Raw genomic sequence first — 14,991 nt, 5'->3', positions numbered from 1 at the left:
GAAGCCCTGTTCCTGCGTGAAGTGGGGCTCTGATGGGCATACCGGATTATCTACCCACCCGTGTCGGAAGGAGCATGATGCGGTCGCAGAAGCCGCGCCCCGAAACGCTTGGGCTCCTCGTACTGATCGCCGTCGCCGCGGTGATCACCCTCCTGGTGGAGGTTCTTCCTTAGCAATACCAAGGCCGCGCTCGTGCACACACGAGCGCGGCTTCGGCGTGTTCAGGGCTGGAAGCGGTAGCCCATGCCGGGTTCGGTGATCAGGTGCGCGGGGTGGGCGGCGTCGGGCTCCAGCTTGCGGCGCAGCTGGGCCATGTACTGGCGCAGGTAGTGGGTCTCCTTGACGTACTTCACGCCCCAGACCTCGGTGAGGATCTGCCGCTGGCTGACCAGCTTGCCGGGGTTGCGCAGCAGGAGTTCGAGTATGTGCCACTCCGTCGGCGTCAGCCGTACCTCGCCCGAGATGGTTTTGCTGGTCAGGTCGACCATGTGCTCGCCCACCTTGACGCGGGCCAGCTCCGACTCGTGCAGCGTGGTGCGGCGGGTGACGGCCCTGATGCGGGCCAGGAGCTCGTCGATGCCGAAGGGCTTGGTGACGTAGTCGTCGGCGCCGGCGTCCAGGGCGTCGACCTTGTCCTGATTGCCGGCCCGGCCGGACAGCACGATGATCGGGACGGTGGTCCAGCCGCGCAGGCCGTGGATGACGTCCACGCCGTCCAGGTCGGGCAGCCCCAGGTCGAGGATGACCAGGTCGGGGTGCCAGTCGGCGGCCTCGCGCAGGGCCGAGCCGCCGTCGTGGGCCACCGCCACCTCGTAGTGGCGGGCGACCAGGTTGATGCGCAGCGCCCGCAGGATCTGCGGCTCGTCGTCGACGACGAGAATCCTGGTCATGCCGCCAGCTCCTTGATGGGCATCGTGAGGATCATGGTGAGACCTCCCCCAGGGGTGTCGTCGGGGACCAGAGTGCCGCCCATCGCCTCGGCCAGGCCCCGGGAGAGAGCCAGGCCCAGTCCGACGCCCGTGTGGTTGTCGCGGTCACCCAGTCGTTGGAAAGGCAGGAAGACGCGGTCGTGGGCATCGGGCGGGATGCCGGGACCGCGGTCGATCACCCGGATCTCCACGTGGTCGCCGTGCCAGCTCCCGGTGACGATCACCTTTTTGCCCGGCGGGCTGTAGCGGACCGCGTTGGACATCAGGTTGACCAGTACACGTTCGAGCAGCGCCGGGTCGGCGATGATCTCGGGCAGTTCGATGGAGATGTCGCCCTCGACCCGCTCGCGCAGCGGGCCCAGGTCGTCGACGGCCCGCGGCACCACCTCTTCGAGCGCCACCGCCTGCAGGACGACGCCGAGCACCCCGGCCTGCAGGCGGCTCATGTCGAGCAGGTTCGCCACCAGGCGGTCGAGGCGAGCCAGCGACTCCTCGGCCGTGGCCAGCAGTTCGCGGCGGTCCTCGGGGCTCCAGTCGATCTCGTCGTTGCGCAGGCTCTCCACCGCCGCCTTCGCCGAGGCCAGTGGCGTACGCAGGTCGTGGCTGACCGCGGCCAGCAGCGCGGTGCGCATCTTGTCCGCCTCGGCCAGCGGCTTGGCCTGCTCGGCCTCCTCCTCCAGCCGCTGCTGGCGCAATGCCACCGCGATCTCGGCGGCGAACGACTCCAGCACCCGCCGGTCGGAGGCGTCCAGCAGGCCGCCCCGCGCGGCGAGCACGAGGTCCTCCTCGATCACCACGTCGGTGTCGCCGCCGGACGGCGTCGTGCACGGCGCGCCGCCGGTCGTGGCGACGATGCGCCAGGCCGCCGGGTCGGTGTGGTCGTCGGGCGCCCTGCCGGTGTCCGGCAGGCGTTCGAGCAGCGTGACCGAGGCCAGCCCGAACGTCTCCCGCACCCGCACCAGCAGCTCCGAGACCGCCGACTCCCCGCGCAGCACGTGCCCGGCCAGCGTCGAGAGCACCTCGGCGTCCGCGCTCGCGCGCGCCGCCTCCCTGGTACGGCGGGCCGCCAGATCCACGATCGTGGACACGGCCGCCGCCACCACCACGAACACGATGAGCGCGAAGAGGTTCTCCGGATCGCTGATCGTGAACTCGTTGATCGGCGGCGTGAAGAAAAAGTTGAGCAGCAGCGACCCGCCCACCGCCGCCGTGATCGCCGGCCACATGCCGCCGATCAGCGCCACCCCGACGGTCATGACCAGGAAGAAGAGAATCTCGCTCGGCAGCGACAGGTCGTCGCGGAACGGGATGAGCCCCGCCGTCAGCAGCGGCATGCCCAGCACGGCCGTCAGCCAGCCGATCAGCCGCCGGGTGCGGGTGAGCGCCGCCCTGGTGCGCTGCGGACGGCGGCGGCCCTTCTTCGCCTCCTCGTGCGTGATCATGTGCACGTCGATGGAGCCGGACAGCGCCGTGGTGTCCACGCCGACGCCGCGCGAGAAGATCTGCGCGAACCGGCCGCGCCGGGAGGCCCCGAGCACGAGCTGGGTGGCGTTGACGCCGCGGGCGAAGTCGAGCAGCGCGCGCGGGACGTCGTCGCCGACCACCTGGTGGTAGGTGCCACCCATGCTCTCGACCAGGGATCGCTGCCTGGCCAGGCTGGCCGGGTCGCCGCTGGACAGGCCGTCGGCCCTGGTCACGTGGACCGCGAGCAGGTCGGCGCCCTTGGTGCGGGCGGCGATGCGGGCGGCCCGCCGTACCAGAGTGTCGCCTTCGGGACCGCCGGTCAGGCAGACGACGACGCGCTCGCGCGCCTCCCAGGTGCCCTTGATGCCGTGGTCGCTGCGGTAACGGTCGAGTTGCTCATCGACCTTTCCCGCGACCCACAGCAGGGCCAGCTCGCGCAGGGCGGTGAGGTTGCCGACTCTGAAGTAGTTGGACAAGGCGGCATCGACCTTCTCCGGGGCGTAGATGTTGCCGTGAGCCATCCGCCGGCGCAGGGCCTCCGGTGACATGTCGACCAGCTCGATCTGCGTGGCACGGCGGACCACCTCGTCGGGAACGGTCTCCCGCTGCGGGATACCGGTGATCTGCTGGACGACGTCGTTGAGCGACTCCAGGTGCTGCACGTTCACGGTGGAGATGACGCTGATGCCGGCGTCGAGGATCTCCTCGATGTCCTGCCAGCGCTTGGCGTTCCTGGAGCCGGGGACGTTGGTGTGCGCCAGCTCGTCGATGAGCGCGATCTTCGGCGCGCGCGCCAGGACCGCGTCCACGTCGAGCTCGGTGAAGGTGGCCCCCCGGTGGACCATGGTCTTGCGGGAGATCACCTCCATCCCCTCCAGGAGGTCCTCGGTGTTGGGACGGCCGTGGGTCTCGACGAGACCCACGACCACGTCCCTGCCCCGCTCCAGCGCCCGGCGGCCTTCACCCAGCATCGCGAAGGTCTTCCCCACCCCTGGTGCGGCGCCCAGGTAGACCCTCAGCCGGCCGCGTGGCATGGCCCTACTCCTTGTCGAGTGCCAGGTTGAGCATGAGCACGTTGACCCCGGGCTCACCCATGAAGCCGAGCGAGCGCCCGGTGGTGTTGTCGGCGATCAGCTTCCTGACCGCCTCGACGGGCTTGCCGCGCTCCCTGGCCACGCGGGCCGCCTGCAGCTCCGCGTAGGCGACCGAGATGTGCGGGTCCAGGCCGGACCCGCTGGCCGCGACCGCGTCCGCGGGGACCTTCACGTCGGTGACGTTCCCGCGCACCGGCACGGTACGGCCGGCCGCGTAGTCCTCACCGGGCTTGCCGCACTCGACCTTGACGCCCTGGTACTCGGCGACGAAGGGCTGGGCGGGGCAGGCCTGGTTGACGCTGACCGCCCGGGTCGGCGTGCCGATGGCCGGGAAGACCTTCAGCACGGCACCCACGCCGTCGGCGGTGCAGAACGGCCGGGCGCCGCTGACGCCCTCCAGCTCGCCGACCGCCTTGGAGCGGGCGCAGACCTGGGTGAGCAGCGACTGCTTGCCCTCCTTCGCGGCGTCGTCGGCGCCGTTCGGGTCGGGGAGCACATCCAGGACGTCCTCGGGGCCGAGGTTGCTGGCGGCGGTGGACAGCATGTCGTAGCCGTCACCGGCCGCCGACGGGCGGCTCTGGAAGTACTTCTTGACGGGGTTGCCGTCCTGGTCGGTGAACTTCTGGCCGATCAGCTCGCTGCCCTTGCCGGTCATCGAGCCGTTGGCCTTGTGGTTGAACACGGCCTGCGCCGCCCCGGTCACCAGGAGCGGGTAGATCGCGCCGGTGACCAGGGTCAGGACGACGACCGCGCGGACAGCCGCGAGGTGCTGGCGGATCCAGCTGGGCAGACGTTCCATTTAAGACATCCCCGGAAGGAACTGGATGAGGAGATCAATGATCTTGATCCCGATGAACGGGGCGACGATGCCGCCCAGGCCGTAGACATAGAGGTTGCGGCTGAGCAGCTTCGAGGCGCTGGACGGCCGGTAGCGGACGCCGCGCAGGGCCAGCGGGATCAGCGCGACGATGATGATCGCGTTGAAGATGACCGCGGACAGGATCGCCGACTGCGGGCTCGCCAGGCGCATGACGTTGAGCGTGTCCAGGCCCGGATACACCGCCGCGAACATCGCGGGAATGATCGCGAAGTACTTGGCGATGTCGTTGGCGATCGAGAACGTGGTCAGGGCCCCCCGGGTGATGAGGAGCTGCTTGCCGATCTCGACGATCTCGATGAGCTTGGTCGGGTTGGAGTCGAGGTCGACCATGTTGCCAGCTTCCTTGGCGGCACTGGTCCCGGTGTTCATGGCCACGCCGACGTCCGACTGCGCGAGCGCGGGGGCGTCGTTGGTGCCGTCACCGGTCATGGCGACCAGCCGGCCGCCCTCCTGCTCCTGCTTGATCAGCGCGAGCTTGTCCTCGGGCGTCGCCTCGGCCAGGAAGTCGTCCACGCCGGCCTCGTCCGCGATCGCCTTGGCGGTCAGCGGGTTGTCACCGGTGATCATGACGGTGCGGATGCCCATGCGGCGCATCTCGTCGAAGCGCTCGCGCATGCCCGCCTTGACGACGTCCTTGAGGTGGATGACGCCCAGGACGCGGCCCTTCTCGGCCACCACCAGCGGGGTGCCGCCGCTGGCCGAGATGCCGTCCACGATGTGGCCGACCTCGTCGGTCGGGTGGCCGCCGCCGTCGCGTACCCACTTCATGACCGCGGTGGCCGCGCCCTTGCGGACCTCGCGCCCGCCGGGGTGAGATGCGCCCGGGTCCGGCGCCAGGTCGACGCCGGACATGCGGGTCTGGGCGGTGAACGGCACCCAGGACGCGTTGTGCACGTCCCGCTCGCGCAGGCCGTACTTCTCCTTGGCGTAGACCACGATCGAGCGGCCCTCAGGTGTCTCGTCGGCGAGGCTGGACAGTTGCGCCGCCTCGGCGAGGTCCTGCTCGGTGACGCCGGCGACCGGGACGAACTCCGACGCCTGCCGGTTGCCCAGCGTGATCGTGCCCGTCTTGTCCAGCAGCAGCGTGGACACGTCGCCCGCGGCCTCGACCGCACGGCCCGACATGGCCAGCACGTTGCGCTGGACCAGGCGGTCCATGCCGGCGATGCCAATGGCCGACAGCAGCGCGCCGATCGTGGTCGGGATGAGGCAGACCAGCAGCGAGACCAGCACGATCCCGCTGACGCCGTCGCCGGTCAGGGCGAGGGAGTCGGGAATGCCGGGGTTCTGGCCCTTGGCCCAGATCGCCATCGGCTGCATGGTGACGGTCGCGACCAGGAAGATGATCGTGAGCGCGGCCAGCAGGATGTTCAGCGCGATCTCGTTGGGCGTCTTCTGCCGGTTGGCGCCCTCGACGAGGGCGATCATCCGGTCGATGAAGCTCTCGCCGGGCTTCTGGGTGATCTGGACGACGATCCGGTCCGACAGCACCTTGGTGCCGCCGGTGACCGCCGAGCGGTCGCCACCGGACTCGCGGATGACCGGGGCGGACTCGCCGGTGATGGCCGACTCGTCCACCGAGGCGATGCCCTCGATCACGTCGCCGTCGCCCGGGATGATCTCCCCGGCCTCGACGACCACGATGTCACCCTGCTGGAGCTGCGTCGCCGGGACCGTCTCGCCGGACTGCCTGCGCGCCACCGTGTCGGTCTTGGCCTTGCGCAGCGTGGCCGCCTGGGCCTTGCCGCGTCCCTCCGCGACCGCCTCCGCCAGGTTGGCGAAGATCACGGTCAGCCAGAGCCACACCACCGTCGCCCAGGCGAAGAAGGAGGGCCGCAGGACCGCCAGGACCGTGGTGAAGACCGCGCCGATCTCCACGATCAGCATCACCGGGTTACGCCACAGCGTGGCCGGGTTCAGCTTCTTGAACGCGTCCGGCAGGGACCGCACCATCTGCCGTGGATCGAGCAGGCCCCCACCGACCTTGCCGGTGCTCTTGGGGGTCTCGACCGTCTGGGTCGTCATGACAGGAGTCCTTCTGCGAGCGGCCCCAGCGCGAGCGCCGGGAGGAAGGTCAGGGCGACGAGGATGATCGTCACGCCGACGACCATGCCGACGAACTGCGGACGGTGCGTCGGCAGTGTGCCCGCCGTCTCCGGGACCGGAGTCTGCCTGGCCAGCGAACCGGCCAGGGCTAGTACGAAGATGATCGGCAGGAAGCGGCCCAGCAGCATGCACAGGCCGAGCGCCACGTCGTACCACGGGGTGTTGACGGTGACGCCGCCGAAGGCCGAGCCGTTGTTGTTCGAGGCGCTGGTGAAGGCGTAGAGGATCTCGGAGAAGCCGTGCGGCCCGCTGTTCAGCATCGCCGCCAGGCCCGCCTCGTTGCCCATGGCCAGCGAGGTGCCGACCAGGACGAGGATCGGGGTGACCAGGAAGTACATCGAGGCCAGCTTGATCTCGCGGGCGCCGATCTTCTTGCCCAGGTACTCGGGGGTACGGCCCACCATGAGACCGGCCACGAATACGGTGATCACGGCGAGGATGAGCATGCCGTACAGGCCCGCGCCGACGCCGCCGGGGGCGACCTCGCCGAGCATCATGTTGAACATCGTCATCATGCCGCCGAACGGCGTGTAGGAGTCGTGGAAGGAGTCCACGGCGCCGGTGCTGGTCAGCGTGGTGGCCGCGCCGAACGTGGCGGAGTTGGCGACGCCGAACCTGACGTCCTTGCCCTCCATCGCCGAGCCGATCGCCTGCGGGACGGTGGCATCGCCGGCCAGCTCGAAGACGTTGGTCAGCGTCACGCTGACCAGCGCGATGACGCCCATGACGGCGAGGATCGCGTAGCCCTGGCGGATCTGGCCGACCATCTTGCCGAAGGTGCGCGGGAGCGCGAACGGGATCAGCAGGATGAGGAAGATCTCGAACCAGTTGGTCCAGTTGGTGGCGTTCTCGAACGGGTGCGCCGAGTTGGTGTTGTAGAAACCGCCGCCGTTGGTGCCGAGCTCCTTGATGACCTCCTGGCTGGCCACGGGGCCGCCGGTCATGTTCGTCGGGCCGGTCAGGCCGGCGATCTCGTGCGGGCCGGTGAAGTTCTGCACCAGGCCGCCGGCCACGAGGATCAGCGCGCCCACGAAGGCGATAGGCAGCAGGATGCGCAGGGTGCCGCGCACCAGGTCCACCCAGAAGTTGCCGAGGGTGTCGGTGCCCCTGCGGGCGAAGCCGCGGACCAGCGTGATCGCGACGGCCATGCCGACCGCGGCCGAGACGAAGTTCTGCACGGCCAGGCCGGACATCTGGACCAGGTGGCCCATCGTCGACTCGCCGGAGTAGGCCTGCCAGTTCGTGTTGGTGACGAAGCTGACCGCGGTGTTCCAGGCGACGTGGTCGGGGACGGGGTCGAAGCCCAGGCTCAGGAAGAGCTTGTCCTGGAGGCGCTGCAGGCCGTACAGGACGAGGAGGGAGATGACCGAGAACGCGAGAAGACTGCGCGCGTAGACGGCCCAGCGCTGCTCGGAGTCGGCCTGGACGCCGAGCAGGCGGTAGATGAAGCGCTCCACCACGTTGTGCTTGACGCTCGTGTACACGCGGTACATGTAGTCGCCCAGCGGCTTGTGCGTGATGACCAGCGCGAGGACGAGGGAGGCGATGAAGATCCAGCCCACTAGAACCGCTCCGGGAACAGCAGGGCCGCGACCATGAAGATCACCAGGCCGACGGCCACGACAAGGCCGGTGGCATTGATCGCGCTCACAGGCGCTCCACCGCCTTCACCACTAGCCCCAGGATCACGAACAACGCGATCGTCAGGGCGACGAAGATGACGTCGGCCATCCCCACTCCTCAGCTCCGGAAAGTTGCTTGCTCCGTAAGCAAAGCGGGAGATTTATGCGTTTTTGCCGTTCTTGACGGGTTTCATACGCCCACAAGCCACCTCTTGACACCATCCCGACGACCATCCGTTACGGCGCCTCATCCCGTCAGGCCGAACCGCCCCCCTCCGTTACGGCAAGCCACCGCCCGCACCCTCGCCCCCCGTACACCCCACAACCCCCTCTCCCCGTTACGGCAAGCCACCGCCCACGCCCCCCGCCGCCCTCGGTACCGCCCGATCGTCAGGCGCTTCTCACGTCGGACGTGGTTCTCGCCGCCACGACGTCCGCCTGGCCGGTTCCCGCGGCCTCGGGCGCGGGCCCCTGTCCCTCGTCGAGCGCGGGCCGTTCGCTCTCGCCGACCGCCCGGGGCTTCTCGGCCGTGTCCTTCGGTTCCTTGGCGGTGTCCTGCCTTTCCGGGGTTGTCTGTGTGGCCTTGTCGAAGAAGCGGAGCAGTTCCACCGGCAGCGGCATGATCAGCGTGGAGTTCTTCTCCGCCGCCACCTCCACGACCGTCTGCAGAAGGCGCAACTGCAGCGCTCCCGGCGTCTGGGACATGATGCCCGAGGCGTCGGCCAGCTTCTGGGCGGCCTGCAGTTCGCCGTCGGCCACGATCACCCGGGACCGCCGTTCGCGCTCGGCCTCGGCCTGGCGTGACATCGAGCGCTTCATCGACTCCGGCAGCTGAACGTCCTTGATCTCCACGCGGTCGATGTGGATGCCCCAGCCCAGCGCCGGACTGTCGATCATCAGGGCCAGGCCACGGTGCAGTTCCTCGCGGTTGGACAGCAGGTCGTCCAGTTCGCTCTTGCCGATGATGTTGCGCAGCGAGGTCTGCGCCACCTGCTCGATCGCGAACAGGTAGTTCTGCACCTCGATCGAGGCCCGCATCGGGTCCTGGACGCGGAAGTAGACGACGGCGTCCACCCGGACCGAGACGTTGTCGCGGGTGATGCCCTCCTGCGTCGGGACGGGCATGGTGACGATCTGGACGTTGACCTTGGTCATCCGGTCGACGAACGGGATCAGGACCCTGAGCCCCGGCTGCCGTACCTGCTGCTGCGCCCGGCCCAGGCGGAAGACGACCCCGCGTTCCACCTGATTGACGACCTTGAACCCGGTCACCAGGACCAGCAGGACGAGGAACGCGGCGAGCCCCAGAAGGATGATGGTGGTTTCCATGGCGGTGTCCCTTCCACTTCGAGGCTAGATCCGTCCTCGCGCCACGGAAAGGAGGGGGCGCGGCCCGGCCTCGATCGCCGGGCCGCGCCCGTGTCAGGTGAGCGCCGTGCGCCTGGTGGGGCTCGCGTGGTGCCGTCCCTTGGGCGGCGGCCAAGCCCACGTGAGGGTACGCCGCTTCGCACCGGCGGCGCCCTGATCGACCGGCCCAACATCGCCGGGACCAGGCCGCCAGACCTAAGGTCGCAGTGAGCCGGGAGCCGGGAGCCGGGAGCCGGGAGCCGGGTCGCCGGGAGCCGGGTCGGTCGGGTGGTTGCCCTTCGGGCGGGGATCCGAGGGCTGACCCGGGTCGGGTGGTCCGCCGGGGTTGGATGGCCGCTCTGGGACGGGCGGTCCGTAGTAGTGGTCGTCCCTATATCGCAATTGTGTAACGGTACCTAATGTCCGGATAAGGACAGCTCAACGGGCGCGCCGCCATGCCGAGACCGTTTAAAGTTCAGACAAACCTAGAGACCGACGGGCGGGTGGCCTTGGACACGACCACGGAGCCGGCGACGAAGAAGCGGCGCCCGCGCCTGATGTCGTGGCTGGTGGCGGTGCTCCTGGCGGGCTGGGCGCTGGCCCGGCTCACGGGCCTGGAGGCGGGCTGGCCGATCACCCAGCTGATGACGCTGACGCCCTTCGGCGCCGTGCTGGCGCTGCTCTCGGCGGCGGCCCTGTTCTTCCGCGACCGGCTGGCCGCCCTGGTCGCCCTGGTCGCCGCCATCGCGATGGTCGCCGTGATCGTGCCCAGGGTCGTATCGGATCCGGCCCCGGAAGGCGGGACCGCTCTGCGTGTGCTCTCGTCGAACCTGTTCGGGCGGGCCGACCCCGCCGCGGTCGTGGATCTGGTCACGCGCCTTGACGTGGACGTCCTCAGCGCACTGGAGCTCAGACCCCACCAGGTCGCCGCGCTGGAGGCGGCGGGGCTGGGGCGGCTTCTGCCGTACACGGTGCTGGAGGCGGCGGAGGGGCCGGCCGGCAGCGGCATCTACTCGCGCTACCCGCTGACCAAGATCGAGGGGTTGTTCACGCCGATCGGGCACCACATGCCGGCGGCCAGGGTGGCGCTGCCGTCCGGGCCGGTCGAGGTGGTGGCGGTGCACCCGAACCCGCCTCTGCCCCGCCTCTACGCGGAGTGGAACGTTTCAATGGCGGCGCTTCCGGATGCCGCGCCGGGACGGATCCTCGCGGGCGACTTCAACGCCAGCCTCGACCACCACGCCTTCCGCGCCCTGCTGGACCGGGGCTACACCGACGCCGCCGCCCAGGTGGGCAAGGGGCTCGTCCCGACGTGGCCGCGCGGCCGGGCGATCCCGCCGATCATCTCGATCGACCACATCCTGGTCGATCGTTCCATCGGCGTGCGCCGGGTGGAGATCGTCGACGTGCCCGGCACGGACCACCGGGCGGTCTTCGCCGACCTACGTATCGGACGACCGTAACTTCTGGTTTCACGTGTCCTTTCTCGCGAGAGGTGGACGGAGTCACTCTCGGTCGCTAAACATGCGCCTGATGAAATCCCCCGACCATCTGCTCGTGCCCGCGGTCGCGCGCGCGGGGACGATCCTGCGCGAGTGCGCGCTCCAGGCGGACGAAACCCCCGAACTCTCCCCGCTGGCCGACGCCCTGCGTACCGCCGCGGCCCGGCTCGCCGAGCCCATGCGGCTGGCCGTGGCGGGCCAGATCAAACGCGGCAAGTCCACGCTGGTCAACGCGCTGCTCGGCGAACAGGTGGCGGTGACCGGCCGCGAGGAGCTGACGTTCAACGTGAACGAGCTGGTCCACGCCCCGCGCCCGAAGCTGACCGTGCACTTCCGCGACGGGCGGGCGCGGCAGGTCGCGCCGTCGGAGTTCGCGCGCTGGACCGTCCGCGACGAGGCGCACCTGGCCGACCTCGTCCGCGTCCGCAAGGTCGAGTACGGCCTGCCGAACCCCTTCCTGAACGACTTCCACCTCGTCGACACCCCCGGCCTGGGCAGCGTCTACGGCCGGGACTCGGCCAACACCCTGGCCACGATGGGCGTCCAGGACCCCGGCGTACTGCGGCTCCTGGGCCGCGACCCGCAGACCCTCCACCAGGAGAGCATCGACGAGCTCGACCAGGCGGACGCCGTCCTGTACCTGTTCAGCCGCGACGTCGGCAGCCAGGACGTGGCCGCGGTCTCCGCCTTCCTCGGCGACTGGGCCGGCATGCTGACGCCGTTCAAGGCGTTCGGCGTGCTCAGCAGGTGTGACCAGAGCTGGCCGCCGGTGTTCGGGGACCCGCTGGCCTTCCATCCGCTGCGCGACGGCGCGAGCCAGGTCATCGACCACTACCGGGGCGCCACCGACCTGAGCCGCCTGTTCTACCTGGTCGTTCCGATCGCGGCGAAGGTCGCCGCCGGCGCGCAGGCGATGGAGGAACGCCATCTCGCGTGGCTGCGTGAGCTGGCCGCCGTCTCCCCCGCCGAGCTGGCCGGCGAGCTGGGCGATTTGCGCGAGTTCCTGGGCGCCGCCGGTCCGCTGCGGCCGGCGTACCGGAGAGAGCTCGTCGAGCTGCTCGGCGCCTGGGGCGTGCACCTGGCGTGCGGCGCGCTGCGCGACGGCCTCGACCCCGGGGCCCTCGCCGAGCACCTGGTCGAGGAGAGCGGGGTGGGCGGGCTGCGCCGGCTGATCAGCGGGCACTTCGGCAACCGCGCCGGACTCATCAAGCTTGACCAGGCCATGATCTCGGTACGGGCGGCGCTGGCGAGCTGCCGCGAGGGCCTGCCGCCGGGCGGCGCCGCCAAGACGGCCGCCGACGAGGTGGCGAAACGGGTCGAGCGGTTCCAGCGTTCCGAGCACGGCTTCGCGGAGCTGACCGCGCTCGCCGCCCACTACCAGGGCGCCACCAGCTTGCGACCGGCGGAGGCGGAGCAACTCCTGCAGGTCACCGGCGAGAAGGGCACCTCATGCGCGGCCCGGCTCGGCTTCGATGACGACGAGCCGGTCAGCCGGATGATGCGACGAGCGAAGGAGCGAGCGCACCAATGGAACACCCGGATGAACGACCCCCTCACCGGCAGGGTGGACAAGCAGACGGCCCACACGATGGTGCGCAGCTACGAGCGGATCATGGATCGCCTCCAGGTGGCCCGGCGCCTGCTCGACCCAGAGACCTGCTGAGCAGGCTGGTCGACCCCCTGGTCAAACCCCGCAAACTCGCCGAGCAGCTTCTGGTACGGCTGGCCGCCCTCACCGGCCGCCGCCAGGACCCGCCCGACCTCGGCACCACTGCCCTGCTGGAGCACGCGCTGGCCGAGGTCGAGACCCTGGAACGGACCCAGCGCGAGCTGCGCGGAGAACTGGACCGCCTGCGCCAGGCGAATGGCACGCACGAACCTCCCCCGCGCATGGTGAACGCGCTGGTGGACCTCGCGGAACGCCTGGACGAGCTGCGCGGCCGCGACCTCGCCACCGGCCCGGAGTCGCCGGCCGATCTGGCCGGCTGGGTCGCCGGCCAGCTCACGCTGATGCTGCGCGAGGGCGAGGTGGAGCCGCTGGACGACAGCGGCGAGCTGGTTCCCGAGCGGCACCAGGTCGTGGGCGTGCGCCCCACGGCGGAGCCCGGCCTGCCGGGCACGATCGCCGAGACCGTCCGACCCGGCTACCAGCGGCGCGGGCTGGTCCTGCGGCCACAGCAGGTGCTCGCCTACGTCGATGAGCAGGCGCGATGAGCCACGAGGAGCTGGCCAGGGTCCGCGCCGACGTCCTCGCCCTGCACGAGCGCCTGGTCGCGGGCCTGGAACTCACCGATGCGCTGAGGGCCAAGCTCGAAGAGGGCGTCCGGCGGGCTCAGACCGGGACGTACCAGGTCGTCGTCATGGGCGAGTACAGCCGCGGGAAGTCCAGCCTGATCAACGCCCTGCTCGGCCGCGAACGCCTCCTGCCGGTGAACTCGGCCGTGACCACCTGTGTCGTCACCGTCCTGCGGTGGGGCGAGCGGGAGGCCGCGTTCGTTCACGAGACTTCAGGGGAGCGGCGCGAGATCCCGCTCGGCGAGCTCGACCGGCACGTCGCCGACCGGGCGAACGCCGACCACGTCGTCACCGTCGAGGTGCCGGCCGAACTGCTGCGCGACGGGCTGGTCCTGGTCGACACCCCGGGCATCGGCGCCGTGAACAACGCCCACACCGACGCCACCTACGCCTCCCTGTCGCGGGCGGACGCGATCCTCTATGTCGGCAGCAGCGAGGAGACGCTGAGCGTCAACGAACTGGCGCACGTCAAGAAGGCGTTCGCCGCCTGCCCGGTCGTGGTCACCGCGATCACCAAGGTGGAGTCGGTCTTCGACCAGGAGCACGAGGTCAGGGTCGCCCGCCGGAAGATCGCCGCGGCGACGGGACTGGCGCCGGAGGACCTCGTCGTGCTGCCGGTCTCCGCGCACCGCAGGCTGCGGGCGCTTCAGCAGGGCCGCCCCGAGTCGCCCGGCGAGTCCGGCCTGCCGGAACTGGAGCGGCAACTGCGCGACCGCCTGGCCGCCACCTGCGGCGCCCGGCACCTGGAACGTGCCCTCGACCTCCTGGACGAGGTACGGGCCGCGGCCGAGGCTCCGGTCACCAACGAACTGGCCGCACTGGAGGCCGGCGAGGAACTGGAGAGGATCGCCACCGAGCTGCGGCAGAACAGGAGGCGGGCCGAAGAACTGCTGGCCGGCCGGGCTGCCTGGCGCGAGGCTCTGGTGACCTCGTTCGACGAGGCGGCGGCGCCCGTCGTCGAACGGCTGGCCGCGCGCAACCTGGCGATCCGCGACCGCTTTCTCGGCCACATCCACTCGCGCGCGGTCGTCGACGACGCCGGGGGCCTCATCAACGCCACCACGCGGGCACTCGCCGACGCCCTGGACACCGCCCGCGCCGACCTGATGGCCGCCGTGGACCGCACCGGCGAGGAGACAGCCACGGCCACCCGGCTGCCGATCGGCGTGCTCAACGCGCCGGTACCCGGCTACCAGCCGCGGCTGGACGTCTCCGACATCATGCTGCGCGAGCACGCCAGGGAGGGACGGCTGTCGTCGGTCAACTCCGGCGTGACCGTGGCCGGCGCCGTCGGCACCGCGATCTTCACCGGCGCCGGGGCGCTGCTGCCCGGCATCGGCATCGCGATCGGCGCGGTCGCGGCGATCGCGCTCGGCGCCCTCGGCGTCATGGCCGGGTTGCAAGAACACCGGCACCGCGTGCTCACACAGGTCAAACTGGAGCGGTCGGCGCAGTTCAGCCAGGCCGTGCTGCCCATGGTCGAGCGGAACGCCGCCAAGGCGGAGAAAGACCTCGCCGAGGCGGTCGAGGAGTGCAAGGTGCTCATGCTGGAGCACTTCGACGACGTGCTGCGCCAGACGCGCGACGCACTCGACCGGTCGATCGAACGGCTGGCCGTACTGCGAGAGGCGAGCGCGCGGGACCGGCAGCGGCGGATGGCGGAACTCACGATCACGGCGGAGCGGTACGAGCGGGTGCGAGGGGAGCTGGCCGCGGCGCGCGAGCGGGTGCGGCGGCTCGGCCACTGACGGA

The 14,991-nt window shown here is 70.3% G+C and carries 12 protein-coding genes; 4 read left to right on the top strand and 8 right to left on the bottom strand.

Annotation, left to right across the window (positions count from 1 at the left end; all coding sequences use genetic code 11):
• Nucleotides 1-221: 221 nt before the first annotated feature.
• The 7 genes from ACIBKY_RS21600 to ACIBKY_RS21570 all read right to left on the bottom strand — a co-directional run bounded on the left by ACIBKY_RS21600 (nucleotide 222) and on the right by ACIBKY_RS21570 (nucleotide 9,424).
• Nucleotides 222-890, bottom strand: coding sequence for a response regulator (locus ACIBKY_RS21600; RefSeq protein ID WP_379618483.1), 669 nt, complete (start codon nucleotides 888-890; stop codon nucleotides 222-224).
• Nucleotides 887-3,427: a DUF4118 domain-containing protein gene (locus tag ACIBKY_RS21595; RefSeq protein WP_397098676.1), complete on the bottom strand. Its 2,541-nt coding sequence runs from the start codon at nucleotides 3,425-3,427 to the stop codon at nucleotides 887-889. Before ACIBKY_RS21595 ends, ACIBKY_RS21600 begins: the two co-directional genes overlap by 4 nt.
• 4 nt (nucleotides 3,428-3,431) lie before the next feature.
• The gene (locus ACIBKY_RS21590) at nucleotides 3,432-4,286 is read right to left on the bottom strand and encodes a potassium-transporting ATPase subunit C (protein ID WP_397098674.1); all 855 of its coding nucleotides are present in this window, start codon (nucleotides 4,284-4,286) and stop codon (nucleotides 3,432-3,434) included.
• A complete protein-coding gene (gene kdpB, locus ACIBKY_RS21585; RefSeq protein ID WP_397098672.1) occupies nucleotides 4,287-6,392 on the bottom strand; it encodes a potassium-transporting ATPase subunit KdpB in 2,106 nt (701 codons plus the stop codon). It lies immediately after the preceding gene.
• Nucleotides 6,389-8,035: a potassium-transporting ATPase subunit KdpA gene (gene kdpA / locus ACIBKY_RS21580; protein ID WP_397098670.1), complete on the bottom strand. Its 1,647-nt coding sequence runs from the start codon at nucleotides 8,033-8,035 to the stop codon at nucleotides 6,389-6,391. The genes kdpB and kdpA overlap by 4 nt, the downstream gene beginning before the upstream one ends.
• Nucleotides 8,035-8,124, bottom strand: coding sequence for a K(+)-transporting ATPase subunit F (gene kdpF / locus ACIBKY_RS21575; RefSeq protein ID WP_184972245.1), 90 nt, complete (start codon nucleotides 8,122-8,124; stop codon nucleotides 8,035-8,037). Before kdpF ends, kdpA begins: the two co-directional genes overlap by 1 nt.
• 361 nt (nucleotides 8,125-8,485) lie before the next feature.
• Complete coding sequence (locus ACIBKY_RS21570; RefSeq protein ID WP_397098668.1) at nucleotides 8,486-9,424, bottom strand: slipin family protein; 939 nt, start codon at nucleotides 9,422-9,424, stop codon at nucleotides 8,486-8,488.
• A gap of 527 nt (nucleotides 9,425-9,951) precedes the next feature.
• Between ACIBKY_RS21570 and ACIBKY_RS21565 the strand changes: the two genes are divergently transcribed.
• Both ACIBKY_RS21565 and ACIBKY_RS21560 read left to right on the top strand, forming a co-directional pair.
• Complete coding sequence (locus ACIBKY_RS21565; protein WP_397098666.1) at nucleotides 9,952-10,905, top strand: endonuclease/exonuclease/phosphatase family protein; 954 nt, start codon at nucleotides 9,952-9,954, stop codon at nucleotides 10,903-10,905.
• A 70-nt stretch (nucleotides 10,906-10,975) separates the two neighbouring features.
• The gene (locus ACIBKY_RS21560; protein WP_397098664.1) at nucleotides 10,976-12,607 is read left to right on the top strand and encodes a dynamin family protein; all 1,632 of its coding nucleotides are present in this window, start codon (nucleotides 10,976-10,978) and stop codon (nucleotides 12,605-12,607) included.
• Here the strand turns inward: ACIBKY_RS21560 and ACIBKY_RS21555 are convergent.
• On the bottom strand, nucleotides 12,544-12,819 hold the full coding sequence (locus ACIBKY_RS21555) for a hypothetical protein (protein WP_397098662.1): 276 nt from the start codon (nucleotides 12,817-12,819) through the stop codon (nucleotides 12,544-12,546). The two genes, ACIBKY_RS21560 and ACIBKY_RS21555, sit on opposite strands and share 64 nt — an antisense overlap.
• Before the next feature lie 15 nt (nucleotides 12,820-12,834).
• Between ACIBKY_RS21555 and ACIBKY_RS21550 the strand changes: the two genes are divergently transcribed.
• Entirely contained in the window at nucleotides 12,835-13,158 is a 324-nt protein-coding gene (locus ACIBKY_RS21550) for a hypothetical protein (protein WP_397098660.1), read from the top strand.
• Nucleotides 13,155-14,987: a dynamin family protein gene (locus tag ACIBKY_RS21545; RefSeq protein WP_397098658.1), complete on the top strand. Its 1,833-nt coding sequence runs from the start codon at nucleotides 13,155-13,157 to the stop codon at nucleotides 14,985-14,987. The genes ACIBKY_RS21550 and ACIBKY_RS21545 overlap by 4 nt, the downstream gene beginning before the upstream one ends.
• The last annotated feature ends 4 nt before the right edge of the window (nucleotides 14,988-14,991 follow it).

Origin of the sequence: Nonomuraea sp. NPDC050394, from assembly GCF_044459065.1 — a bacterium.
In the GTDB taxonomy this organism is placed as follows: domain Bacteria; phylum Actinomycetota; class Actinomycetes; order Streptosporangiales; family Streptosporangiaceae; genus Nonomuraea.
Note: the sequence above shows the minus strand (reverse complement) of the source record. Positions and strands in the feature narration are given on the sequence as shown.

Coding starts and splice junctions, on each gene's coding strand:
- kdpB (WP_397098672.1), bottom strand. CDS start 6,392: ATGACGACCCAGACGGTCGAGACCCCCAAGAGCACCGGCAAGGTCGGT.
- ACIBKY_RS21600 (WP_379618483.1), bottom strand. CDS start 890: ATGACCAGGATTCTCGTCGTCGACGACGAGCCGCAGATCCTGCGGGCG.
- ACIBKY_RS21560 (WP_397098664.1), top strand. CDS start 10,976: ATGAAATCCCCCGACCATCTGCTCGTGCCCGCGGTCGCGCGCGCGGGG.
- ACIBKY_RS21570 (WP_397098668.1), bottom strand. CDS start 9,424: ATGGAAACCACCATCATCCTTCTGGGGCTCGCCGCGTTCCTCGTCCTG.
- ACIBKY_RS21595 (WP_397098676.1), bottom strand. CDS start 3,427: ATGCCACGCGGCCGGCTGAGGGTCTACCTGGGCGCCGCACCAGGGGTG.
- ACIBKY_RS21590 (WP_397098674.1), bottom strand. CDS start 4,286: ATGGAACGTCTGCCCAGCTGGATCCGCCAGCACCTCGCGGCTGTCCGC.
- ACIBKY_RS21545 (WP_397098658.1), top strand. CDS start 13,155: ATGAGCCACGAGGAGCTGGCCAGGGTCCGCGCCGACGTCCTCGCCCTG.
- ACIBKY_RS21550 (WP_397098660.1), top strand. CDS start 12,835: ATGGTGAACGCGCTGGTGGACCTCGCGGAACGCCTGGACGAGCTGCGC.